18 protein-coding genes are annotated in these 22,343 nt (G+C 68.2%); 12 read left to right on the top strand and 6 right to left on the bottom strand.

Annotated features, from left to right (window positions below; all coding sequences use genetic code 11):
- Window positions 1-95 precede the first annotated feature (95 nt).
- Genes ACSG06_RS07195 through ACSG06_RS07185 form a run of 3 tightly spaced genes read left to right on the top strand, consistent with a single transcriptional unit; the run spans window position 96 to window position 2,526 of the window.
- Window positions 96-1,085, top strand: a complete 990-nt coding sequence (locus tag ACSG06_RS07195) for an MBL fold metallo-hydrolase (protein WP_440989583.1) — start codon at window positions 96-98, stop codon at window positions 1,083-1,085.
- A 22-nt stretch (window positions 1,086-1,107) separates the two neighbouring features.
- The gene (locus ACSG06_RS07190) at window positions 1,108-1,743 is read left to right on the top strand and encodes a hypothetical protein (protein ID WP_440989582.1); all 636 of its coding nucleotides are present in this window, start codon (window positions 1,108-1,110) and stop codon (window positions 1,741-1,743) included.
- 54 nt (window positions 1,744-1,797) lie between these two features.
- Entirely contained in the window at window positions 1,798-2,526 is a 729-nt protein-coding gene (locus ACSG06_RS07185; protein ID WP_440989581.1) for a 3-oxoacyl-ACP reductase family protein, read from the top strand.
- Window positions 2,527-2,971: 445 nt separating this feature from the next.
- Here ACSG06_RS07185 and ACSG06_RS07180 read toward each other — a convergent pair whose 3' ends face one another.
- Together ACSG06_RS07180 and ACSG06_RS07175 are read right to left on the bottom strand one after the other, a co-directional pair.
- Window positions 2,972-4,132: a pyridoxal phosphate-dependent aminotransferase gene (locus ACSG06_RS07180; protein WP_440989580.1), complete on the bottom strand. Its 1,161-nt coding sequence runs from the start codon at window positions 4,130-4,132 to the stop codon at window positions 2,972-2,974.
- A gap of 65 nt (window positions 4,133-4,197) precedes the next feature.
- Window positions 4,198-4,986 (bottom strand): N-acyl homoserine lactonase family protein, encoded by a 789-nt coding sequence (locus tag ACSG06_RS07175; RefSeq protein ID WP_440989579.1) that lies wholly within the window; start codon window positions 4,984-4,986, stop codon window positions 4,198-4,200.
- A 126-nt stretch (window positions 4,987-5,112) separates the two neighbouring features.
- Between ACSG06_RS07175 and ACSG06_RS07170 the strand changes: the two genes are divergently transcribed.
- Window positions 5,113-6,111, top strand: coding sequence for a BtrH N-terminal domain-containing protein (locus tag ACSG06_RS07170; RefSeq protein ID WP_440989578.1), 999 nt, complete (start codon window positions 5,113-5,115; stop codon window positions 6,109-6,111).
- Here ACSG06_RS07170 and ACSG06_RS07165 read toward each other — a convergent pair.
- Complete coding sequence (locus ACSG06_RS07165) at window positions 6,108-6,647, bottom strand: hypothetical protein (protein WP_440989577.1); 540 nt, start codon at window positions 6,645-6,647, stop codon at window positions 6,108-6,110. The genes ACSG06_RS07170 and ACSG06_RS07165 overlap by 4 nt on opposite strands.
- Window positions 6,648-6,883: 236 nt before the next feature.
- Here ACSG06_RS07165 and ACSG06_RS07160 point away from each other — a divergent pair, with 236 nt between their 5' ends.
- The 8 genes from ACSG06_RS07160 to ACSG06_RS07125 all read left to right on the top strand — a co-directional run bounded on the left by ACSG06_RS07160 (window position 6,884) and on the right by ACSG06_RS07125 (window position 17,532).
- The gene (locus ACSG06_RS07160; protein WP_440989576.1) at window positions 6,884-7,141 is read left to right on the top strand and encodes a hypothetical protein; all 258 of its coding nucleotides are present in this window, start codon (window positions 6,884-6,886) and stop codon (window positions 7,139-7,141) included.
- Complete coding sequence (locus tag ACSG06_RS07155) at window positions 7,138-7,557, top strand: DUF7985 family protein (RefSeq protein WP_440989575.1); 420 nt, start codon at window positions 7,138-7,140, stop codon at window positions 7,555-7,557. Before ACSG06_RS07160 ends, ACSG06_RS07155 begins: the two co-directional genes overlap by 4 nt.
- Window positions 7,558-7,574: 17 nt before the next feature.
- The gene (locus tag ACSG06_RS07150; RefSeq protein ID WP_440989574.1) at window positions 7,575-9,569 is read left to right on the top strand and encodes a DUF8186 domain-containing protein; all 1,995 of its coding nucleotides are present in this window, start codon (window positions 7,575-7,577) and stop codon (window positions 9,567-9,569) included.
- Complete coding sequence (locus tag ACSG06_RS07145; protein WP_440989573.1) at window positions 9,566-10,753, top strand: TrbL/VirB6 family protein; 1,188 nt, start codon at window positions 9,566-9,568, stop codon at window positions 10,751-10,753. Before ACSG06_RS07150 ends, ACSG06_RS07145 begins: the two co-directional genes overlap by 4 nt.
- Window positions 10,754-10,755: 2 nt before the next feature.
- Window positions 10,756-11,874 (top strand): TraC-like domain-containing protein, encoded by a 1,119-nt coding sequence (locus ACSG06_RS07140; RefSeq protein ID WP_440989572.1) that lies wholly within the window; start codon window positions 10,756-10,758, stop codon window positions 11,872-11,874.
- Window positions 11,867-14,254 (top strand): VirB4 family type IV secretion system protein, encoded by a 2,388-nt coding sequence (locus ACSG06_RS07135; RefSeq protein WP_440989571.1) that lies wholly within the window; start codon window positions 11,867-11,869, stop codon window positions 14,252-14,254. The genes ACSG06_RS07140 and ACSG06_RS07135 overlap by 8 nt, the downstream gene beginning before the upstream one ends.
- Window positions 14,255-14,472: 218 nt before the next feature.
- Window positions 14,473-15,753: a hypothetical protein gene (locus ACSG06_RS07130; protein WP_440989570.1), complete on the top strand. Its 1,281-nt coding sequence runs from the start codon at window positions 14,473-14,475 to the stop codon at window positions 15,751-15,753.
- 57 nt (window positions 15,754-15,810) lie between these two features.
- On the top strand, window positions 15,811-17,532 hold the full coding sequence (locus ACSG06_RS07125; RefSeq protein ID WP_440989569.1) for an ATP-binding protein: 1,722 nt from the start codon (window positions 15,811-15,813) through the stop codon (window positions 17,530-17,532).
- 13 nt (window positions 17,533-17,545) lie between these two features.
- On the opposite strand, the gene ACSG06_RS07120 is transcribed toward ACSG06_RS07125, so the two are convergent.
- Genes ACSG06_RS07120 through ACSG06_RS07110 form a run of 3 tightly spaced genes read right to left on the bottom strand, consistent with a single transcriptional unit; the run spans window position 17,546 to window position 22,060 of the window.
- Window positions 17,546-18,193, bottom strand: a complete 648-nt coding sequence (locus ACSG06_RS07120; RefSeq protein WP_440989568.1) for a type 1 glutamine amidotransferase — start codon at window positions 18,191-18,193, stop codon at window positions 17,546-17,548.
- Window positions 18,194-18,613 carry a CopG family ribbon-helix-helix protein gene (locus tag ACSG06_RS07115; RefSeq protein WP_440989567.1) on the bottom strand — a complete coding sequence of 140 codons (420 nt, stop codon included), beginning with the start codon at window positions 18,611-18,613 and terminating at the stop codon, window positions 18,194-18,196.
- Between the two features lie 60 nt (window positions 18,614-18,673).
- Window positions 18,674-22,060, bottom strand: coding sequence for a tetratricopeptide repeat protein (locus ACSG06_RS07110; RefSeq protein WP_440989566.1), 3,387 nt, complete (start codon window positions 22,058-22,060; stop codon window positions 18,674-18,676).
- Window positions 22,061-22,343: the final 283 nt, after the last annotated feature.

Genomic DNA, 22,343 nt, shown 5'->3' with positions numbered 1-22,343 from the left:
GGCGGCACCACCATAGATGTACCGAAGAGCCGACAGGAACCGGGTGCCGAACCCGGAACACGTTTCCGGCGACCGACCGTGGTCACCACCACTCGATGGCAGACGTACGACGGATACAGGTGTCCGGCGGGTCGGACGGCAACGCCGAGGGCGGCAACAGCGCGTACCTGCTCCCCGACAGGGGTGTGGTGATCGACCCCGGCCCACCGACCGAATCGGCGTGGGACCGCCTCGTCGACGGCATCGCGGCGGCAGGGCTCGCAGTCGAGGACGTCGACCACGTGCTCGTCACGCACTGGCACGCCGACCACACCGGGAACGCCGCGCGACTCGGGGCGGCGGCCGACGCGAGCCTCGGGATGCACGAGCGCGACGCGCCGCTGGTCGGCGAGTACGCTGCCGAGCGCGAACGCCGTCTCGACCGCGACGCCGCGACGCTCGAACGCTGGGGCGTCCCCGACGAACAGGTCGCGGCGCTCGTCGAGTTCGACAGTTCGTCGCCGGTGCCCGATTCGGTCCCGGTCCGCAAGCTCGCCGACGGCGAGACGGTCGCCGGAGTCGAGGTCCTCCACACGCCGGGCCACACCGCCGGACACGCGGCCTTCGTCGTCGAGGACGTGGGGTTCGTCGGTGACGCCGTCCTGCGGACCTGTACGCCGAACGTCGGCGGCGGTGACACCCGGCAGGACGACCCGTTGACGGCGTACCGACGGACGCTCTCGCGGCTCGAGGACCGCGTCGACGTCGCTCGCCCGGGCCACGGCGCGTCGTTCCCGCTCCTCCCCCGCGTCGCGGAACTGCGGGCACACCACCGCGAACGGTCGGGCCGTGCGCTCGCCGCGCTCGCGGGAGTCGAGCCGGCGACACCGTGGACCCTCGCCACGGAGCTGTTCGGCGAGATGGCCGGCTACCACGTGAAGTTCGGTGCCGGCGAGGCGTTCGCGCACCTCGAACATCTCCGGGGTGCCGGGCTCGTGCGCCGGGTCGCGGACGACCCGCTGGTGTACGCGACGGCCGACGAGGTGACCGCGACGACGGCCGACGACGCGGGCACGGCAGCCTGGGATTCCGAAACGCCGAAGTGACGGCTCCCCGAAACATCTGGTGATGCCCTCCCTGCTCGAACGACTCCTCGGAGACGACACGCCGGACGAACAGGTCGACCTCGAATCGCGACAGGGCGACGCCGACGAGGCCCTCCGTGAGACCGTCGACGCCGGCGGCTACGACGCCGAGGACTGCGGCGTCACCGGCGTCGCGGTCGTGAACGAGGGCCCCGACGGCGAGCCCGTCGTCGTCCCCATCACCCGCTTCTCCCTCGGCGAGGACGTCGAGGACCCCGACATGGACCGCGTCTGGGAGCTCGTCGGCGAGGCCGCGAGCGCGCTCCAGGCGCCCTTCGACGACGTGTTCGTCCGCCACTACGACGTGCAGTTCACCTTCGACGGGGACGAGCTGTTCGAGGCCGAGACCTGCCGCCGCGTGGCGCTCACCGACGAGCTCGTCGACCGGTTCGCGACGGACGCCGGCGTCGGGCTCGCGGAACTCCGCGACAGCGTCGAGACGATGGACGACATCGACGACGACATCGCCCCCGTCGCCTGGGGCGAGTGCAAGGACTACAGCCACACGGCCAACGCGGCCATCGTCACCGCGGGCGCCGCGGCAGCGGTCGGTGCGAGCGCCAGCGCGGCCTCCTGTGCCGGCGCGGGCGCGGCCGGCGGTGGCGGCGGCGCCTGCTGAGTTCCCGGCTTCCGCGACCCGAACCACGAAGGGGCCCGCCACCGTGCAGCCGGTATGCCAGCAGCAGTCGTCACCGGTTCCTCACGAGGCCTCGGCCGTGCGATCGCGCTCCGCTTCGCCAGCGACGGCTACGACGTCGCGGTGAACTACCACAGCAGCGAGGACGCCGCCGCAGAGGTGGCGGAGGCGGTCCGCGAACGTGGGCAGGACGCCCTCGTCGTCGGCGCGGACGTCTCCGACCCGGACGCCGCCGCCCGGCTCGTCGACACCGCGGCCGAGGCGTTCGGCGGCGTCGACCACGTCGTCAACAACGCCGGTATCGACCAGCACGTCTACACCGAGTCGCTCTCGCCCGAGGACTTCGACCGCATCATGGACGTGAACGTCAACAGCGCGTTCAACGTCACGAAGGCCGCGCTGTCGCACCTGGAGGCGTCCGACGACGACCCCTCCGTGACGAACGTCTCCTCCATCCTCGCCCACACCGGCGCCCCCATCGAGTGCCACTACGCCGCCTCGAAGGGTGCGCTCATCTCCCTGACGCGGAGCCACGCCGGCGACTTCGCGCCCGACATCCGCGTGAACGCCATCGCACCGGGGCACATCGAGACGGACATGACCGCCGACCGAACCCCCGAGGAGAAGGCCGAGGAGATGGCCGGCATCCCCGTCGGGCACTTCGGCGAACCCGAGGACATCGCCGAGGCCGCGGCGTACCTGCGCGACGCGACCTTCGTGACCGGGGAGACGCTGAACGTCAACGGTGGCGAACGGATGGGCTGATATCAGTTTGTGTCTCGGTTTCTTGGGTTAGGGCTGGACAGGAACGGCATCTCAGTCGTAGGATTCGCTTGCACCATTAACACCCAGAAAGCCACTCTGTCGTGGGATTCGCTGGAGTCGACAACAGCCAGAAAGCCCCGAGGCGCTCGGCTCCCGGGACCCCAACTGCGCTCCTCGTTCCTGCGGTGCCTGAGCGCGACGCGCTCAGACTCGCGAGAGCGGAGCTCTCGCGTCCCTTGTTGGGCCCGGGTTCGCCGACCGCCTCGCCCCTTTCAGTCCCACCCCGCACAGCACCGCACCTCACGCCTCCCCAGCCGACTGCGATGCTCAGTCGCTGGCGCTCCCTGCGCTTCTCGTCCCTCGCGCGGATGGCTCACAGTCTCGCTGCGCTCGACACGTTCGCCAGCCGCGCGCCACAGCAGCCGGGCGAGAAAATCCGCGTCGTCTACTGGTTCCGGTACGCGCGCAGCCCGGCTGCCAGCCGGTCGAAGCCCTCGTGGAGCCGCTCCTCGGAGTTGGCGAACGAGAGGCGGAGTTTGCCCTCCCCGGTGTCGCCGAAGCCGCTGCCGGGCGCGAGGACGACGCCGTGCTCGCGCAGGAGGAACTTCGCGAGGGCGAGGTCGTCGTCGACGCCCGGGTCGAGGAAGGCGTAGAACGCGCCCTCGGGCCGGGGGGCGGTCAGCCCGTCGATGTCCGCGATGCGGTCGACGACGAGGTCGCGGCGGGACTCGAACGCGTCGTACATCGCCTCGACTGGCTCCTGCGGACCCGTGAGCGCGGCGATGGCGGCGTGCTGGGCGATGGTCGAGGCGCAGGCGGTCGTCGACTCGTGGGTCTTGACGACCTCGTCGACGAGGTGGCTGTCGCCGGCGAGCCAGCCGAGCCGCCAGCCCGTCATCGCGTAGGTCTTCGAGCAGGAGCCCACGGTGAGCACGTGGTCGGGGTGACCGGTGTGGGCGGCGATGCCGGTCGGGTCGCCGTCGTAGGTCAGCCCGAGGTACACCTCGTCGGCGATGACGTAGGCGTCGTGCTCGGCGGCGGCCGCGACGACGGCGCGGCACTCGTCGGGATCGAACACCCGGCCGGTCGGGTTGGAGGGCGTGGTGAGCACGACCGCCGCGGTGTCGGGACCCATCGCGTCGATCACGCGGTCCGCGTCGAGCGCGTAGCCGTCCTCGGCTGGCATCGGGACCTCGACGAACTCGCCGTCGGCGAGGGTGGCCTGTGTCTCGTAGTTCGGCCACGTCGGGCCCGGGACGACGAGCTCCTCCCCCGGGCCGACGGTGGCGAGGACCGCGAGGTGGAGCGCCTCCATCCCGCCGACGGTGACACAGATCTCGTCCGGGTCGTGGTCGACCCCGTAGCGGTCGCGCATCGTGTCGGCGATGGCGGTCCGGCACTCGGGGAGGCCGGCGTTCGCGGTGTAGTGGGTCCGTCCGGCGCGGGCGGCCGCCGCGGCGGCGTCGATGACGTGTGCGGGCGTATCGAAGTCCGGTTCGCCGACCTCCAGCCTGACGAGGTCGCCGTCGTGCCGCTCCGCGAGGTCGAACATCACCCTGATGCTCGACCGCTCGACCGCCTGCACGCGTTCGGTTGGGGCTGCCATACCACCGGATGTGCAGGCTCCGGGAAAAGCGATTGGGAGCCGGTGGTCTGGACGGTGGGACCGGGTCAGAGCGATTCGAGACGGTCCGGTGCGTCGGGGTCGTGACCGGTCAGCACGGTCGCGCCGTGCCGACGGCGCAGGTCTGCGAGCCGGTCGAGGCTGTCGAACCACGCCTGCTTGTTCCAGAGCAGGGAGCCGTCCATCGGGCGGCGCTCCGTGACGTTCTCGTCCACGAACCCCACGTCGCCCGCCAGAATCACGGTGTCGTCGGCGCGGTGGAGCACCGTCGCCAGCAGACCCGGTGAGTGGCCCGGCAGGTGAACGAGCTCCACGTCGGGGAACGGGGTGGTTCGCTCGCCGGTGACGAGCCGCCAGTCGAGCTCGTGGTCGAAGTCGGCTGCGAGGTAGGCGGCGTCGCCGGCGTCCGTCTTCGCGCTCACGTACGCGAACGCGAACTCCTCGCGATGGACGTAGACGGGGACGTCGGTCCCGGCGAACGACGCCAGCCCGCCCGCGTGGTCGAGGTGGAGGTGGCTCTGGACGACGGCGTCCACGTCGGCGATGTCGTACCCCGCCGCGTCGAGGTCCTCGGACAGCGGGTGGAGGTCCTCGTGGGTGAAGGCGTCGTGCATCGCTGCAGGCCAGTGACCGTCGGCGGCATCGGGGTGCGAGCCGGTGTCCCAGAGGATGGTCGCGTCCGGATGCTCCACGACGACGTTGTAGACCGGACACCTGACGCGCTCGTGGCTCGGCTCGGGGGTCGAAGCGGTGGCGAGCCCCACGTCCTCGAACAGGTAGCCCTCGTCGACGACGAGCTGGCCCCGGGGAACCGGGGTGAGCGAGATATCGGCCATAGGGCCGGTCGGTGCGCCAGCGTCGTCAACCCAGCGGACGCGGCGCCGTCGGGGTGAGACGGCGACCGGTCGTCGTCTCCGTGTCGTTCCGGCACCGATTTTTACCACCGAACCGTCCGTCGAGCCATGTTGGACGGATTCGAGCACTCGACGGGGGCCCACTGCGGCTCCACGTCGCTGACCGACGTGGCGGCGTACCGGCGGTGGGGGCTCTCGGAGCCGATGTGCTTCGGTATCGGCGCGGGACTCGGCTTCAGCTTCATCGAGTCCGAGCACGGACCCACGAAGCAGTTCGTCGGTCGTACACCGTGGCTCGAGAGAGCCTTCCACGAGCACCTCGGAATCCCGGTCGAGGAGGGCTCCGGACAGTCGTTCGAGAGTGCCTGGGATGACGTGACCGCACAGCTGGACGCCGGACGACCGGTCCTGCTGTTCGTCGACATCTTCTACCTGCCGTACTTCGACTCGGACGTCCACTTCAGCCCGCACGTCGTCGTCGCGGTGGACTACGACGGGGAGAGCGTGACCCTCGCGGACAGCGAGTTCGACGAGCTCCAGCGGCTCGCGCTCGCGGACCTGCGGGACGCGATGGGCTCGGAGCACGGGTTCTACGGCCCGTTGACGAACGACTGGCTGGTCGCGGTGGACGACCCATCGCGGTCGGTCGCCGACGCGGCCAGCGACGGTCTCCGGACCACCGCGCAGGCGATGCTCGACCCGGAGTCGATGACCTGGAGGGGAGCGGCGACGAACGGGCTCGACGGGCTGCGTGCGTTCGGCCGCTCGCTCCCCAACTGGCCCGACCTGCCCGACGCCGACTGGTGCACCCGGTTCGCGTACCAGAACGTCGAGAAGCGAGGCACCGGTGGGAGCGCCTTCCGCGGCCTGTTCGCGCCGTTCCTCGACGAGGTGAGCGCTGAACTCACCGCGGTCGACGACGAGCTCGTCGCGGAGGGACACGCCATCGACGAGGACTGGGGCGCCGTCGCCCAGCAGCTGAAACGCGCCGGCCTCGCGGACGACCCCGAGGAGAGCCAGCGTGCGTACGACGCGGCGAGCGAAGCGGTGCTCGCGGTCGCAGATCGCGAGCAGGCACTGTACGAGCGCCTGCAGGAACGGCTCTAGCTCGCCTCGCGCTGGGCCTCGACGGTCTCCTGGAGGTCCTGCACGCGCTCCTTGACGACGGTGATGATGTCGCCGACGTCCGCCCCGCCCTCGTCGCGCTCCTCGTCCGGGTGGCCGAAGTAGTACGGTTTCGCGGGCTCCAGCTCCTCGACGAGCTTGAAGTTGACCACCGCCCCGACGATGATCGCCGGGAACAGCAGCCAGCTCGGCAGCAGCACGACCAGTATCACCGTCAGGGGTGCGTAGGCGAAGTACGAGAGCAGCTTGAACTCGGGTCTGTTCACGACGATGTTCTCCGCGTAGGCGTACACCCCGAAGAGACCGAGGATGAGGCCAACGTCCAGGTAGAGCCCGGTCCAGATGGAGGACTCCCCGGAGACGAGCACGTGGACGAACACCGCCATCGAGCCGGTGAAGGGAGTCACTCGGTTGACGTAGGTCTTCTCGATGGCGATGCCCCCCAGCAGCAACAGGAGCTGTGCGAGGGGGACACCGAGCCACCAGGGGAGATTCTCGGCGACGACGAGCGGTATCATTGGTCTGGGTCGCCCACGTGGAACTCGTCCGTAACTGGGTCGCACCCGGTATCAAGATTTCTGCCGAGTAGAGACGTTTCAGACGTTATGAACGTGGATTTTACAACTTCTACCTTTGCTGAATAGGTGTCTCGAGTTAAAAGCAAATGCTGAAGGTTAATTTTATATGTATCCATGGCAGGAAAGTAAGTGAGGATGTATCGGGAGCCAGACGACACCGCCGGCCGACACTCAGCATGAAGTCGACCACAGTCACCGTGGAGAAGATGGACGTCCTGTTCCTGAAATGGAACTCCCACATCAACGCATCCGGCCTGTACCGACAGGCCATCCGGGAGGTCATGCAGGAACACGGCGTCGAACCTCACGAGCTTCGGCAGCTGGTCGATCAGGCCGAGGAGGCCGGACTCGACCTCGACGACCTCGTCGAGCAGACGGACCGCCCGAGCGACCTCGAGTCGCTCGTAGAGAACGACCCGCAATCGAGACAATGACAGACAACACCGACTCCGACGACAGCAGCAACGGATGGTTCACCGCACGCAAGGCGTTCCTCGCCATGTTCACGCTCGCCGTGTTGAGCATGGTCGCCGTGCAGCCGGTGATGGCACAGCCGAACAGTATCGTCTGCCAGGACGCAAGTACCACGAACAACCTCGGCGACCTCGTCGAGACGTTCTTCCAGATCACCACCGTCGCCGGCCTCGTCGGCGTCTTCGCCGTCTGGCAGGGTGGCTCGGTCGCTGAGGTCCTGACGCTCAGCCAGAGACAGAAGCGCAACATCAAGGAGTACAAGAGCAGCACGATGAAGGCAGCCGTCGTGATGGTCCTCATCGGGCCGATGTTCACCGTGTTCTCGAGCCAGATCATGTCGAGCCAGCTGGGCTGCCTCTCGCTCACGCAGTTCTAGCACGGGACCAGAGAACGATGAACCGGTCCCTCTTCGCGATGGCGGTCGCCGCACTCCTACTGGCGAGTTCGGTACAGGGGGCCGGGCTGCTTGCCCCGTCGACGACCGACACCAGTACTGCCGCATCGACCGCCGACGACGTACCGCCCGACCCCGAAGCGCAGTACGGCCTCTCACAGCAGACGGTCGCACTGATGTGGTCCCACGACGTGGACGACCCGTCGAACGCCTCGGGGAGCGAATCGTTCCTCCAGCTGGCGAACGCGACCGACGTTTCGTACAAGGAGCCGCCGGAAGCGGCCTCGGTCTGGTCCGAGAACGACCACCTCGACCTCACCCGGTCGTTCGACCTGCAGAACCGGAACCGGTCCGTGGTACCGCCCGATGCGGCCAACGCTCGCGACTTCCAGAGCACGTTCGTGTTCACCGACGGGACACAGGGCGGGATGAACGACCACTGGGGCGACGGCGTCGCCTCGGCGGTCATCGTGCGCGACGCACACTCGACCATCTTCGGCGGCCACCCCTCGACCATCGGTCACGTCTCACCCTCCGAGAGACACCACTACGTCCCACCGAACGGCAGCATCCGGTCGCTCGTCGACTACCGGGTGGTCGTCCCCGAGGGGCAGGACCAGAGCCTGCCACCCGGATACGATGACGCCACCGCCGTCGACATCGACTGGCAGTACGTCGACAGCGAGATCGTCGACGTGACGCTGCTCCGGGACGGCGAGGAGGTCGACCCGTCGAACGACAACGGCGACTACGACGCCGACATGAACCAGAACGGCCACCTGACCGTCTACGAGTACCAGGAGTTCTACGGCCGCGACACGTCGCTGGTGGTCCGTGCGACCATCAACGTCACGCTGGAGCGGACCGTCTCGACCCGGCAGCGCGACTGCACGTACTACACCCCGAACAACTCGAGTAACTTCTGGGACTGCGACATCGACACGACCTCCCGGACGGAGGAGGTGCGGGTGAGTCACCAGCCCGAGTCCGACCCGATGGCGGTCCGCATCTACAACCTGAAGGCGTACCCGTACTACGCGGAGTACCCCGGCAGGGACAGCGGTGTCGTCGTCTTCCAGTCGCGTCCGTGGCAGGGGTTCACCTTCGACGGGACGCCGGTGGACGTGACCGGCAACTGGCGGTTCTACACCGGCAGGGACACCGATTGGGACACGCTCCAGGTCAGATCACAGACCGGCAGCAGCTCCCAGGCCTCGGTCGCGTTGCCGTCGTACGTCCACGCGTTCCCGTCGGCGACCGGTGCGACCATCGAACCGAGCGGGAACCAGTCCGAGATCCTCGACGTCTGGGGGTCGGAGTTCGACTCCCCCGCCTCCGGCATCGCTGCCGCCAACGTCAACGTCGACGTCGCCCCGGACAGCTACGAGCCGTCCTACGGCGTGGCGATCCGCGCGGACGACATCTCGCGGGACAGGCTGCGCGTCCACGGCATCGTCCGCGGAGAGGAGGCGTACCTCGTCAACCTCTCGAACGTCGACGCCTCCGTCCTCGGCGACGACGTGGACATCGTCAGGGACGTGAACCGGAGCAACCTCACGGTCGAGGTTCTGCCCAGCCGCTCGAACGACTCGCACACGACGCTACACATCGAACTCATGGACAACCAGACGGGCGACCCGATAGACCTCCGTGAACAGGCTCCGGACCCGCTGCGCGGCCCCAGCGTGCAGAACCGCTCGGGCTACCTGACGGTGAACGGCGAACGCGTCCGCATGGACGAACCGGGCGTCGCGAACGTGACGTTGAACCGGACCGGTCGGTTCAACGTCCGCTACGATGCCGGGTCCTGGCTCCGTGCCGACCCCGCCTACACCGACGACTCGGCGGTCGTGAAACAACGTTCGATCGACACGCTCGGCGAGCTCGTCGACTACGTGACCCAGGTGGCGCTGTACGCGCTGCCGCTGCTACTGGTGCTGTTCGTCGCGAAGAACGTGCTGAGCAAGTTCGGACGGAGGCGGGGGCGACGATGAGGCGGCCCCCGGCGCTCCTCTCGGATACCACGGTCGTCCTCCAGGCCGGGGGCGACCTCAGCGACTACGGCCTCCAGTGGTTCCGCGACATCGTCGCGTGGCTCATCAACTGGCTGCGCATCGCGACCATCCAGGCGTTCGACGACTTCAGCGCAGTGAGCGGGAGCCTGCATCAGGGTGGCGGGAACCCATCGCTCCTGGGGACACCCGTTCCCAGTACCGCGTACAATCCCGGTGTGATATTCCAGGACCCGGGGGCGTCGAACCAGATATTCGGTCGGATCTACGACGCGACGACACTCGGCGGGAGCTCGCCGAAGATGCTCGTCTTCGGTGTCGTCCTGCTCGTCGTCTGTGTCCAGGGTCACTCTGCGGCGAAGGTGTTCAACTACGGGAACACGAAAGTAGCACGGCGGACCCGCAAATCCGCCTGGATCGGCTTCTTCGCCATCGTGACGTGGTACTGGCTCGGCGTCCTGGTGCTCTACCTCGCGCAGGGCTTCACCACGGCCCTCATCCCGGACCTGGCCGTCAGCGGCGGGTCGTACAACACGATACTCGACTACATGGCGGAGTACGTCAACGTCGTCATCAGCTCGAACGACATCCAGCAGCCCGGGGCGAACTCCGTCAGCGGTGCAACGGGTGTCGATATCCGCAGGAACCCCGTCTTCCTGCTGCCACTGTACGCCGTCGGCGCGCTGGCGGCCTTCGCCGTCCGGACCATCTTCATGCTCCGCTGGCTGGTGCTGTACGTCTACCTCTACGCGATGCCCATCGGGATCGCCCTGATGTTCGGGAACATCCCGTACCTCTCGGCCATCGCCAAGCGGTTCGTGAAGCACTTCTTCACCTGGGTGCTCCTGCCGCTGCCCGCGGGTGCCCTGCTGATGGTGTACGACATCCTGTTCAACGATCTCCAGTTGCTCGGTCAGGTGTCCGGGTCGCCGTCGTCGGTCCAGTTCCTCGTCGGCATCACCTTCCCCGTGCTCCTGCTGTGGGTGACGTGGAAGACGTTCGCCTACGCGGAACCGATCCGCGAACGCATCGAGACCGGCGCGGTGGAGGTTGCCTCGCGTGTCAGCGCGGAGGTGCACGGAACCGGCGCGGCCCAGCGCGTCATCGAACGCAACGTGGGCACCGAGTCGTATCGACGAACGAACGACGACGCGAGAGGTGACTGAACATGTCGACCGAAGACAAATCCAACCGACGTATCATGGACCAGTTCGGCGAGGAGAGCCGCATCCCCTACCTCAACATCTCGGAGGGGGACGTCGGTGTGGTCGTGGTGGTGCCAATCGTCGCGATGCTGGTCGTCGCGATGACGATAGACGCGTTCATCCTGCCGACGCTGGTCGCGACGTTCGTCCTGATGCTCGGCGTGGTGTACGTCACGCCGTCGCACCTGACGGCACCGGAGTACATGGGTGCCATCTACCGGCATCTGAAGCGGCCGAACTGGACGTACAGCGTCCCGTACTACGAAACGATGACAGAGACCCCGACGGACACGACAGCGAACGAGGGCGGTCTGTTGAACTACACCCCGTTCAAACCGGACGAACGGACGCAGGATCTGACGAACATCGAGCGGGCCTGGCCCGGCGCCGGCGCCATCCAGCGCCGCGACGGCGTCATGGAGGCGTACATCCAGGTCGAGCCCGGGAACATGGACTTCGCGATGGCCGACGACTGGGCGGCCATCCAGGAGGCGTGCTCCGAGTTCGCGAACAAGGAGCTCGACTTCACGCTGAAGTTCCACGCGACGACGAGCACGTACCCCGTCGAGAAGCTGGTGGAGCGGCTGAACCAGCGGATGCTCGACGACGACGTGCAGAACAACCCGATCTTCGCGGAACTGCTCGACGAGTACCGCGAGCGCCGGCCCAGCCAGATGCGGGCCCGTGGGGCACAGGAGCTGCAGTTCTACGTCGGGGTACAGGTCGACGAGTTCGAGATCAGGAACCGCTACGAGCACGAGCCGACGCCGCTCGAGAAGCTCTCGAACATCACGCTGTTGGGCATCCTCTTCACGCCGTTCGTGGGGCGCCACCAGGACCTCACCGAGGCCGAACGGCACATGGAGATGTTCGACCGGCTCGACGACCGGCTCGCGACCATCGAGGACGAGCTGATCCAGAACGTCAACGGCTGGGACTCCCGACGGTTGAGCACGGTCGAGCTGTTCGGGCTCTCTCTGGACTTCTGGAACGGTGAGGAGCACGAGTTCGGCACGGCGTCGGAGTCCCTGACCGCCAGCCCGGCCATCGGTCGGAAGGGACGGGGTGACACCGATGACTGAGTTCGCCGTGGCCGGCGAGGCCCTGCTCCTCGCAACCGCCACGCTCGCACTCGGCTTCTTCGGCGGTTCCCAGGAGGCCGAGGAGCAGCCCGCAGATGATGCAGAGGACGATGCGGAGGCGGACGGCGAGCAGCCGGATTCGGAGCCGTCCGACGAAGGGACGGAGACCGCGGACGACGACGACGACGGCGCGCCCGCGGAGCCCCCGGAGGACGCGGAGTGGTCGGTCGACGGCGACGAGGACGCCCTCGACGCGGACGGGCTCGAAACGGAGGAGCTCGCCGGCGAGACCGGCGATGAGGGCTCCGGGCTCCTCTCGAGGCTCAACCCGCTGAACTGGTTCGGCGACGACGAACCCGAGGTCGAGATGCACGAGCTGATGGACGAGGAGATGGAGGCGGCCGCAGCCGAGGGGTGGGCGGTCATCGACGAGGTCCACGACATGCAGGCCGACGCCGTCGCCCCGGACGCCGTCGAGTGGGAGACGCGTGCGGCCCGGGTCGGCGAACAGTGGACCACGACGCTGTACGTCGCGGACTACCCGGACTATCCCTCCGACGGCTACCTCTCGGACGTGTTCCAGACGACGGACGTGGAGTTCGACCTCACGGTCCACCTCCGGCCGAAGAACCAGGAGGCGGCCCGCGACGAGCTCCGGAACGTCGCGGACGAGCTGCAGGTCGACGCGGACCTCGAGGAGAGCGTCCGCGGGAACTACCTCCAGGAGCGCGCGAACGAGGCCGCATCGACGTACAAGTCGGTCGAGAGCGGGACCCGCGTCTTCGACCAGGGCATGTACCTGACCGTGCGAGCGGACACCCGCGAGGAGCTGGAGGAGGCGACCCGGAAGATGCGCTCGAAGCTCCGCGACGACCCCGCGAACCTCACGCCGAAGACCGCGATCTGCAAGCAGGACCTCGCACTCCAGTCGGCGGCGCCGATCGGGTACAACGAGTTCGGCCGCGAGTCCATCGCGCTCGGCGGCGCCGTCGGGGCGCTGTTCGCCTCGATGAACGAGGCCTCCATCCTGGAGGAAGGTGGGGTCGAGTTCGGGCTCCACAAGGACACCGACAGCCCGGTGGTCGTCGACCCGTTCCAGCGCGACAACGGGTACTCGATGTTCACCGTCGGGGACGTCGGCTCCGGGAAGTCATTCGGCGCGAAGCAGAACTTCGTCCGGTCCATCGAGCAGAGCGAGGACCGGATGGGCATCATCCTCGAACCGCTCGGCAACTGGTCCGGCGTCGCGGAGGCCCTGGGTGCACAGCGCATCACCGTCGGTGGCACCCTCGGGCTGAACCCGCTCGAGATCAAGCCGACGCCGGAGCACGTCCAGGAGACGATGGGGCAGGACGCCAGCCCGTTCAAGGAGAAGAAAGACGACGCGATGAGCTTCCTCGTGAACTACTTCGAGCTCCGGAACGTGACCCTCGGCGACCGGCGAACGACGCTCGAGGCGGCCCTCGACCAGGCGTACGAGCGACGGGGGATCACCGAGGACGTGTCCACCCACGGTCGCGACAGCCCGACCATCCGCACCGTCATGGACGTGCTGGAGGACATGGTGAAGGAGCCCGAGGAGTACGTCGTCCGGACGCCGGAGGAGACGGAGAAGATCACGAACGACGCGCGGTGGCTCATCGACCAGCTCCGACCGTTCGAGGAGGGCGGCCGGTACGCGAACCTGGGGAAGCCGACGGAGTTCGACTTCCGCGACCAGAAGGTCGTCTACCTCGACCTCGCCCAGCAGGAGGGGAGCGTCGGCGGTGCGACGAGCCTGCTGATGCAGCTGCTCATCTCGCTGGTGTACGAGCGCGCCAAGGAGACCGAGAAGGAGGTCGTCTTCTCCATCGACGAGGCACGCTACATCATGCAGGACGCGGCGAACCTGGAGTACCTCGAGACGGTGTTCAGACACCACCGTCACCACGACCTCTCGATCAGGCTCATCACCCAGACCGTCGACGAGTTCTTCGAGCACCACGAGAGCGAGGCCATCCTCGACCAGATCGCCATCAAGCAGTTCCACCGGCTCGACGGCATGGACGAGGAGTGGGCCGAGGAGTTCGAGCTGAACCACGCCCAGATGCGGTTCGTCCAGAACGCCGTGCCGGGCAACGAGGAGACCGGCTTCTCCGAGGCGCTGCTGGGTGTCGATGGCGAGTGGCGCGGCATCGAGATACACGCGATGCCGAAGGAGACGGAGGTCATCGACTTCGAGCCCGCGAAGACGGCCCGGGAGAACCTCCCCGGCGCCGGCGCGTCCGCGGCGGAGCGCGAAGCCGAGGCGCTCGGCGAGGAGCTGTCCGAGCGCGCAGCCGGGCGGTCGACGTCATCGGAGTCGGCGTTCGAGTTCGGTGGTACCACCCCGGAGAGCTAGGCACCTGCTACCGACAGTGCCTGTCGCGTGGCCGTCGCGGCGCTATCGACCGTGGCCACGGGGGTTCGGTAGCCGGTCGGCAACGTGACAGGTCGACCTGTCCGACCGGGACGCTCGATAACGACCGATTCGAGCGGGTATCGACGCCATAACCGGGTTACCTATGTGAATGGATAACAGTATGCTTTATAATCCCTGGGTCGTTACGACAGGACAACATGAAGCGACGGCACCTGCTTGGAGCCTGCGCTGGTGCGACCTCCCTTCTGGGTGGCTGTGTCAGCAGGGTGCAGGTGCCGACGGAGGACGACCCGGGCAGGCGCCAGAGCAACCCGGTCGACCGTGGTGACCTGGTTCGCCCGCAGGACGACTCACTTCGCCGTGTGCAGGACCTGCCGCTGGTCTCCCTGAAGCGGGCCCCGACGACGCCGGACGGAGCGCCCCAGCCCGCCGAGTCGCCGTCCGACGGCGGGGAACTCACCGTGACCGACGAGTACTGGCGCAACCGGACCCACGTGAAGTCCTACAGCATCGACGGACTGGACGTGGAGGTGTACCCCGACCAGCCCGTGGGCGACTCCGAGGTCGGCAAGCTGTACGTCGCGCTGATGGAGTACCCGCGTCAGCAGGTGATCGCCGAGGCGACGAGCGAGCGCTTCCAGCGGTCCCAGCGCCGGCAGTCCATCACGGTGGACTTCGACCTGTCGACCGCGCCGCGGAACGAACGGCTCCAGTACGTGGTCTTCCTGCTGCCGGGTGACGCCGACATCGCGGAGGTCGACCCCGACCAGACGGAGTTCGTCATGGAGACGGACCCGTTCGTCGTCTACTCCGGCGAGGAGCGGATCCGACGGGCACCGAGTCAGGAGGAGCCCGGCGAGTCGAGCGGCAGCCGCTACGGACGGACCCCGATCGAGGGAGCGTACCTGCTGACGGTGACCGGCCGGACGGCCGGCAGGGACTGGGAGCTCAACCTCCTCGCGTTCAAGTCGGCCCACGAACGGTCGTGGCGTCGGTCGCGCGGACGGGCGAGGGACGAGTACGTCACCGTGGAGCTGGTCAACGGCACGGCGAACGAGCTGGCGACGATCCTGTACGAGGAGGCAGAGTCGAACGACGCGACCAGCGAGAACGCGAAGGTGGAGTTCGCGGTCGACTTCGTCCAGTCGCTCCCGTACGCGCCCGACAGCGTGACCGCCGGCTTCGACGACTACACGAAGTTCATGCTGGAGACGCTGGTCGACCTCCAGAACGACTGCGAGGACACCGCCATCCTGCTCGCGGCGGTGCTCGAGGCCCCCGCGTTCAACAAGGACGCCGTGCTCATCCAGCCGCCCGGGCACATGGGCGTCGGCATCTGGGGGCCGGAGCTGGAGGGGTACAAGTACCACCATCAGGGGCGAACGTACGCCTACATCGAGACGACGAACCCCGGCTGGAGCATCGGTGACGTGCCCGACGCCTACCAGGGCGAGCGCGCCGAGATACATCAGGTGTAGCCGACCCCCACGGAAAGATACAGGTAGCCCGGGTGAAAGTATCCGCGCAGGACGGGTATGAGCGAGACGAAGGAGATCTTACTGGGAGAGACGGTTGACGGGGACGCGGTCGAGGTCCCCGTCGTGGAACTGCTGACCGGGCGGGGCTTCGTGACGGGCAAGTCCGGGTCGGGGAAGTCGAACTCCGCGAGCGTCATCGCCGAGGAGCTGCTCGAGGCGGGTTTCCCCCTGCTCATCGTCGACACAGACGGCGAGTACTACGGACTGAAGGAGGAGTACGAGCTGCTCCACGCGGGCGCCGACGAGGAGTGCGACATCCAGATCGCACCCGAGCACGCCGAACGCATGGCGAACCTCGCGCTGGAGGAGAACGTCCCCATCATCCTCGACGTGTCCGGCTACCTCGACGAGGGCGAGGCGAACGAGCTCATCCTCGAGACGGCGAAGCACCTGTTCGCGAAGGAGAAGAAGCTGAAGAAGCCGTTCCTGCTGGTCGTCGAGGAGGTGCACGAGTACATCCCGGAGGGCGGCGGGATGGACGAGACGGGGAAGATGCTCATCAAGATCGGCAAGCGCGGGCGCAAGCACGGGCTGGGCATCGTCGGCATCAGCCAGCGGCCGGCCGACGTGAAGAAGGACTTCATCACGCAGGCGAACTGGCTGGTCTGGCACCGGCTCACCTGGGAGAACGACACCAACGTCGTCGGGCGCATCCTCGGTAACGAGTACGAGGAGCGCGTGACCGACCTCGACGCGGGGCAGGCGTTCATGATGTCCGACTGGGCCGACCAGGAGGTCGAGACGGTGCAGTTCCGGCGCAAGCGGACGTTCGACGCCGGCGCGACGCCGGGGCTGGAGGACTTCGAGCGCCCGGAGCTGAAGTCCGTGAGCGACTCGCTCGTCGACGACCTGGAGGAGATCAGCGAGGAGAAGTCGCGCCGGGAGAACCGCATCCTGGAGCTGGAGGCCGAGGTCGAGAAGAAAGAACAGCGCATCGAGACGCTGGAGGAGGAGCTCGAACGCGCGAAGGACATCTCGAACGCCGCGAAGCAGATGGCGGACGCCGTCGCGGGCAACACCGGCATCGAGACCCCCGGCGAGCAGTCGACGCTCCCCACGGGTGAGGACGACGGCGCGGCGGCCGCCGTCGGCGAGGACGGCGACGAGGACCAGACCAACGCCGAGATCGAGGCCGAGCGCAACCAGCTCCGGCGCCGGGTGCGCGAGCTGGAGGGCGAGGTCGAGCGGCTGGAGAAGCGCAACGAGAGCCTGCGTGAGGAGGCCGACTCGCTCCGTGGCGGGGACGTCGACGCCGACGTGGTGCAGGACCAGCGCGACCGCATCGCGTTCCTCGAGATGGCCGTCGACCAGCTCCAGCGCCGGCGCTCCGGGCGGGCTGCGGACACGACCGGGACCGCCGAGAGCCAGGTCGACGCGACCGCGGACGTGACCGAGCTCGTCGAGACGGAGCCGGTCACCGAGCGCATCGAGCGGGCCATCCGCGAGGCGGACTGCAACGAGCGCTACACCTGGGAGGTCGTCACGGTGCTCGGCGAGAAGGCGCCGCTGACGGTGAGCGAGCTGGCGACGTTCGTCGACACCGGCGGCGACCGCATCCAGAGTGCGCTCACCGAGCTGCGGCGCGAGGGCGTCGTCGCCCGCGAGAAGTCGAGCGGCGAGTACCGGCTCGACGAGTCGTCGATCCGGTCGATGGTCGCGACGGCCCGCGAGCGGGAGGCGGTCGCGTCACTGACAGGTCGCGAGGAGCACGGCCAGTAGCCGACCGGAGTGGTCAGCGGTCGGCGGCCAGTCGCAGGAAGTTCTCGTACACCCGCGTCACGTCGACGCCCTCGAACGCGTGGTCGCCGTCGGACCAGCCGAAGTCGCGTTCGAGTCGGTCGCGCTGGGCGACAGTGAACTCGGGATGGAACTGCACGGTCCACAGCGGTGCCTCGCGGTGTCTGGTGCCGAACACCTCGCAGTGCTCGGCCGAGACGGCCACGTCGAGGTCGTCGCCGGCTTCGGTGACGGCGTCGCCGTGGACGGCTGGGACGACGGGGTCGACGCCGTCGAACAGGGGGTCGTCCGCGAACTCGACGTCGACGAGCGTCGCGTTGGTGCCGACGTGCTCGACGGTCCCGCCGAGTGCGGCGTTGACGAGCTGGTGGCCGAAGCAGACCGCCAGCGTCGGTATCTCGCGGTCGACGAGCTCCTCGACGAGCGCCATCTCGTCGTCCATCCAGGGGTGGTCGTCGGCCTCGTACACGCCGGCGGTGCTGCCGGTGAGGACGACCGCGTCGACGCCGTCGAGCGAGGGGGTGTCGCCGTCCGGGTAGCGCGCGACGACCGGGCTGTCGAACTGCGCGAGCAGCGCCTCCTCGTGGTACTCCGCGTCGGGGTCGACCTCGTTGCGGACGACGAGGACGGTCGGCTCGGACATCTACGCGATGGTGCCCACGTCGTCGATGGGCATCACGGAGTAGTCGACCGAGAGGATGTCCTTCGTGGCGCGGATCTTCCCGACGAACGTCGAGATGTCGGTGAGGCTCCCCTCCAGGATGAACAGCTCCATGCAGTAGTGGTCGCCGACGTGGTTGTGGACGTTCGAGGCGACGAGGTTCTCGTACTCGTGACGCAGGTTCATCATCCGATGTTCGACCTTCGAGGACTCGTAGTCGAACAGCACGGTGACGACCCCGATGAGCTCCCTGTCCTCCAGTTTCTTGTCCTCGAACTCGCCCAGCAGGTTCCGGGAGGCCTCACGGACGACCTCGCTCCGGCCCGTGTAGCCGTGTTCGTCCGCGAACTGGTCGATGCGTTCGAGCAACTCCTCCGGCATGGAGACGCTGACGACTGTCATGTATTAACGGACACGCCACGATATATTAAGAAGTTCGTATCACGGCGGGCTGAGACGGCCTCAGTTATTAGCTTCGAGGGCGTCCAGCCGGTCCCGGTACGTCGCCGCGGTGTCGTCCGCGCCGGTCCGTTCACAGACCTCGCTGAGCTCGTCGAGCGTCTCACGCAGGTAGGGGGCAGCGCCGATGACCTCGTACTGGTCGACCGCCGCCTCGTAGGCGTCTCGGGCTCGCTCGTGCTCTCCCGCGGCGTCGAGTGCGCGGGCGTGCCAGCGTCGCGACCGCGCCAGTCCGGGCGACCGGTCGAGCGACTCCAGCGTCTCGACGGCGTCGCCCAGCAACGAGGTCGCCTCCCCGGCGTCCTCGCGGGCGAGCGCGAGCAGACCACGGTGTGCCCGGACGAGCGCCCTGCCACGCTCGTCACCGACGTCAGACCCGAGCTCGCTGCAGGCGTCCAGCAGCTGCTCCGACGTGTCGAGCTCGCCCCGCTCCCGCCTGGTCGCGGCCAGTCCACGGAGCGCGCGGTACTCGTGGAACCGGTACTCCTCCTCACGGGCGATCTCGAGGGCACGCTCCAGATGCGCTGCGGACTCGTCGAGCTCGCCGCGCCAGCGGAGCACGTTCCCGAGTGCCCTGTTCGCGTTCGACTCGTGCTTCGCGACGCCGAGGAGCCGGGCCTCCTCGACGGCACCGCGGAGGCGGCCGACCGCCTCGTCGAGGTCGCCACGGTCCCTGGCGACGACCCCGAGGTTGATGCTGGTGCTGATGGCCCGCTTTCGCGCACCGATCTCGTGGTACTGCCGGTGGCTCGCCTCGAAGAACTCGAGGGCCTTCTCGAGGTTCCCGCGCTCCCGCTGGATGATTCCCAGGTGGCTCAGAACCGACGCTTCGGTCTGTTTCACCTGGACCTCGTCGTAGATAGCGAGTGCGTCCCGCAGTCTGCGTTCGGCCTCGTCGATGTCGCCCTGGTACCACGCGACCAGTCCGAGACCGTTCAGCACCGACGCCTCGCCCTTCCGGTCGTCGGCCTCGCGGACGAGGGCCAGCGACTCCTCGGCCAGCTCCCGCGAGCGCTCGAACTTGCCCCTGTGTTCGGCGATGATGCTCCGGACATCCAGACTCCGTGCCCGCAGCACCGTGCCTTTCCGCTCCGGCTCGAGCGCCTCCGCGATCTCCTCGATGCGGTCGCACTCCTGCCGACCGGCCTCGAACTCGCTCGCGTTGACGTACATCTGCGCCCGCCCCACGAGCGCCTTGCGCCGGCAGAGGGTCGAACAGGAGTCGGGCAGCGTCAGTTCGGTGTACTTCGGGTGGCCGTACAGCGCGGCGAGGCTGGGGGAGTCCCGACCGAGGTCGTAGACGCGGTCGACGACCACGTCCCGCCAGTGGTCCGGACTGTCGTCGAACGCGGCGACCGTCGGCGCGTCCCCCTGCCGGTAGCGGACGAGCTCGTCGCGCAGGGCAGGGTCGGTCACGAGTCGGAACAGCGGGTTGGCGGCCGCCGCGAAGATGCGATGTGCGCTCGCGTCCTCGCGCTCCTCGACGAGGCGCACGAGGAACCGGTGCGACCACTCGTCGTGGACCAGCTCCATCCCGTTCTCGTCGGGGAACAGCACCCGACCCTCGAGCACGTCCATGGCGGTCTCGACGTCGTCGGCCTCCGGGCCGCCGTCCACGAGCGCGAGCGTGTCGAGGAGGTCTCGTTCCACCGGGAGGCCGGTGGCGTTGAGCACGTTCACGAGCGTCGCCACGACGAGCACGTTCCGGTCGTCGGCCACCGCGTCGTAGACGTCACGGACGTTCCGCGACAGCGGACTCGCGGCCCGGCGGTCACGGTCGAGCGAGATGTCTGCCGCGTGGCCGTATCGGTGTGCCAGCGTCAGCAGCTCCCCGGCCCCCTCGCTCCCCGTGGCCTGGGGTGTCCCCCACGAGCCGTCGGCGAGGTCCTCGTCGGCGACGAACTCGTCGAACGGGGGGATCGGGCCGTCGACGATGGCCTCGACGTGCTGGTGGAGTCGTTCGCGTTCCTCGTCGTCCAGGCCGGGGATGGGGACGAACTCGACGCCATCGCGTCGGAGCGACTCGCGGCGGGGGTCCATCGGCTCCGGCGGCGAGGCCCATTCGGACCGCCGGGCGTCGAACAGGAAGGCGACCTCGTCGGTGACCTGCTCGACGGTCTCGAAGATGGCGTTGGCCGCCGGGCGGACGGCGTCCTCGACGACGACCAGCGGCGTTCCAGCCGCCGCATCGAGCGACGAGGCGAGCGTCAACGGGTCGTCGAGCACCGCGGCACTGTCGCTCTCGCGGTAGCAGACCGGGCCGAGGCCACGGTCCCGCCAGCGACACGCGACGGACTTGCAGACGGTGCTCTTTCCCGAGCCCGGTGGGCCGACCAGCGCCAGATTCCGGCCCGCAACCAGCGTGTCGAGCAGGTCGACCGAGAACTCGCGTCGCTGCCCGTCGACGACGTGCTCGCGGTCGAGGGTCCGGCCCGCCGCGACGGCCGCGAGCGTCGGTGTCGTGCGGAGCATGGCCCCGGGCGACCACTCGCCCTCGTGTGCGAGCGTGCTCGCGTCCACGGGGACGAACCCCTGTGTCCGGAGCGTGTCCTGGGTCGCGTCGTCCCAGGTCGGCGCGTCGGTCGCCGTCCCGACGATGGGGCTGATGGCGTCCATCCGTTCGAACGAGGGCACACCGGCGGCGTCGAACAGCGACGTGGTCCAGGTGCACGCCGTGTCGTCCGCCGGGACGTCGGCGACAGCGTGGATGGTGCCGTCCTCGTCGTACATCGTCACGAGGACGCGCCGGTCGGTCTCGCCATCGACGAGGAAGACACCGAGTCGCGTCGGCACGTCGTCGGTCGTCTCGACACGACAGTGTTCGGTGTCGCTCGGTCCGAAGGCTGCCGGCGCGACACCCCGCATCGTCGCGTGGACCGATTCGTCCACGGCGAGGGCGAGGGGGCGACCGTCGTCCGCGAGCGACGCGAGGGCGCTGACGGTCCGGTCGTCGGTGACGGTCGGCCAGACCCCGCGGACGGCGGTCGCGTCCTCGAACGCCGAGCGGAGCGTCCCCACCAGCTCGAACGTCTCGGTGTCCGCGACCGTCTCGACGGCCGCCTCGGACAGCACCGCGGGGTCGAGCGGGGTGTCACCGGGGAGCGGCGACAGCGCGTCCGCGTGTGTCTGGACGGCGTCGAGGGCCGTGATCTGATCCTGATACTCCTGGAGGGCGAGCGACCCGGTCGTCGTCCGGACGTAGCCGTCGTCGGCACGTTCGACCCAGCCTGCATCCTCGAGCTCTCGAAGGGCGCGGTTGACCGTCGAGCGGGACACGTCGAGCTCGTCACAGAGGTCCCTGACGTGATGTCCGTCCCCCCCGAGGTGACCCAGCACCTGTCGTCGTCGGTCGAGGAGCTCGACCGCCGTATCGACGTCGTCGGGACTCATGTATCGTCGTAGGTGATTTGTCAGGGGTGTTATTAAAACTCACGTCGTGGGACACTGTGTCGGTCGGTGAGTTGAGGGTACAAGCTCCCGACTACCCGAGTAGGATCAGTGGAACCTTCGGTCACGTCGACGTGATGGGGGATACGGAGGGTCGAGACGCTCGACCCTGACCGCGTTGGCGCCCGGGGGGACGCCGACGTGGCTGCACGCCGCTGGTCCTGTCACGCCCCTGGGTCCTTGCCCAGGTCCCCGGGGGCTTGCCGACGGCACGGGTTCGTGCCTG

The sequence above is a fragment of the Haloarchaeobius baliensis genome (assembly GCF_052060055.1).
Classification (GTDB): Archaea; Halobacteriota; Halobacteria; order Halobacteriales; family Natrialbaceae; genus Haloarchaeobius; species Haloarchaeobius baliensis.
Note: the sequence above shows the minus strand (reverse complement) of the source record. Positions and strands in the feature narration are given on the sequence as shown.

What these genes read in the sequence shown, in the direction of transcription:
- ACSG06_RS07195 (WP_440989583.1), top strand. Translation starts at nt 96, where the DNA reads ATGGCAGACGTACGACGGATACAGGTGTCCGGCGGGTCGGACGGCAAC.
- ACSG06_RS07190 (WP_440989582.1), top strand. Translation starts at nt 1,108, where the DNA reads ATGCCCTCCCTGCTCGAACGACTCCTCGGAGACGACACGCCGGACGAA.
- ACSG06_RS07185 (WP_440989581.1), top strand. Translation starts at nt 1,798, where the DNA reads ATGCCAGCAGCAGTCGTCACCGGTTCCTCACGAGGCCTCGGCCGTGCG.
- ACSG06_RS07180 (WP_440989580.1), bottom strand. Translation starts at nt 4,132, where the DNA reads ATGGCAGCCCCAACCGAACGCGTGCAGGCGGTCGAGCGGTCGAGCATC.
- ACSG06_RS07175 (WP_440989579.1), bottom strand. Translation starts at nt 4,986, where the DNA reads ATGGCCGATATCTCGCTCACCCCGGTTCCCCGGGGCCAGCTCGTCGTC.
- ACSG06_RS07170 (WP_440989578.1), top strand. Translation starts at nt 5,113, where the DNA reads ATGTTGGACGGATTCGAGCACTCGACGGGGGCCCACTGCGGCTCCACG.
- ACSG06_RS07165 (WP_440989577.1), bottom strand. Translation starts at nt 6,647, where the DNA reads ATGATACCGCTCGTCGTCGCCGAGAATCTCCCCTGGTGGCTCGGTGTC.
- ACSG06_RS07160 (WP_440989576.1), top strand. Translation starts at nt 6,884, where the DNA reads ATGAAGTCGACCACAGTCACCGTGGAGAAGATGGACGTCCTGTTCCTG.
- ACSG06_RS07155 (WP_440989575.1), top strand. Translation starts at nt 7,138, where the DNA reads ATGACAGACAACACCGACTCCGACGACAGCAGCAACGGATGGTTCACC.
- ACSG06_RS07150 (WP_440989574.1), top strand. Translation starts at nt 7,575, where the DNA reads ATGAACCGGTCCCTCTTCGCGATGGCGGTCGCCGCACTCCTACTGGCG.
- ACSG06_RS07145 (WP_440989573.1), top strand. Translation starts at nt 9,566, where the DNA reads ATGAGGCGGCCCCCGGCGCTCCTCTCGGATACCACGGTCGTCCTCCAG.
- ACSG06_RS07140 (WP_440989572.1), top strand. Translation starts at nt 10,756, where the DNA reads ATGTCGACCGAAGACAAATCCAACCGACGTATCATGGACCAGTTCGGC.
- ACSG06_RS07135 (WP_440989571.1), top strand. Translation starts at nt 11,867, where the DNA reads ATGACTGAGTTCGCCGTGGCCGGCGAGGCCCTGCTCCTCGCAACCGCC.
- ACSG06_RS07130 (WP_440989570.1), top strand. Translation starts at nt 14,473, where the DNA reads ATGAAGCGACGGCACCTGCTTGGAGCCTGCGCTGGTGCGACCTCCCTT.
- ACSG06_RS07125 (WP_440989569.1), top strand. Translation starts at nt 15,811, where the DNA reads ATGAGCGAGACGAAGGAGATCTTACTGGGAGAGACGGTTGACGGGGAC.
- ACSG06_RS07120 (WP_440989568.1), bottom strand. Translation starts at nt 18,193, where the DNA reads ATGTCCGAGCCGACCGTCCTCGTCGTCCGCAACGAGGTCGACCCCGAC.
- ACSG06_RS07115 (WP_440989567.1), bottom strand. Translation starts at nt 18,613, where the DNA reads ATGACAGTCGTCAGCGTCTCCATGCCGGAGGAGTTGCTCGAACGCATC.
- ACSG06_RS07110 (WP_440989566.1), bottom strand. Translation starts at nt 22,060, where the DNA reads ATGAGTCCCGACGACGTCGATACGGCGGTCGAGCTCCTCGACCGACGA.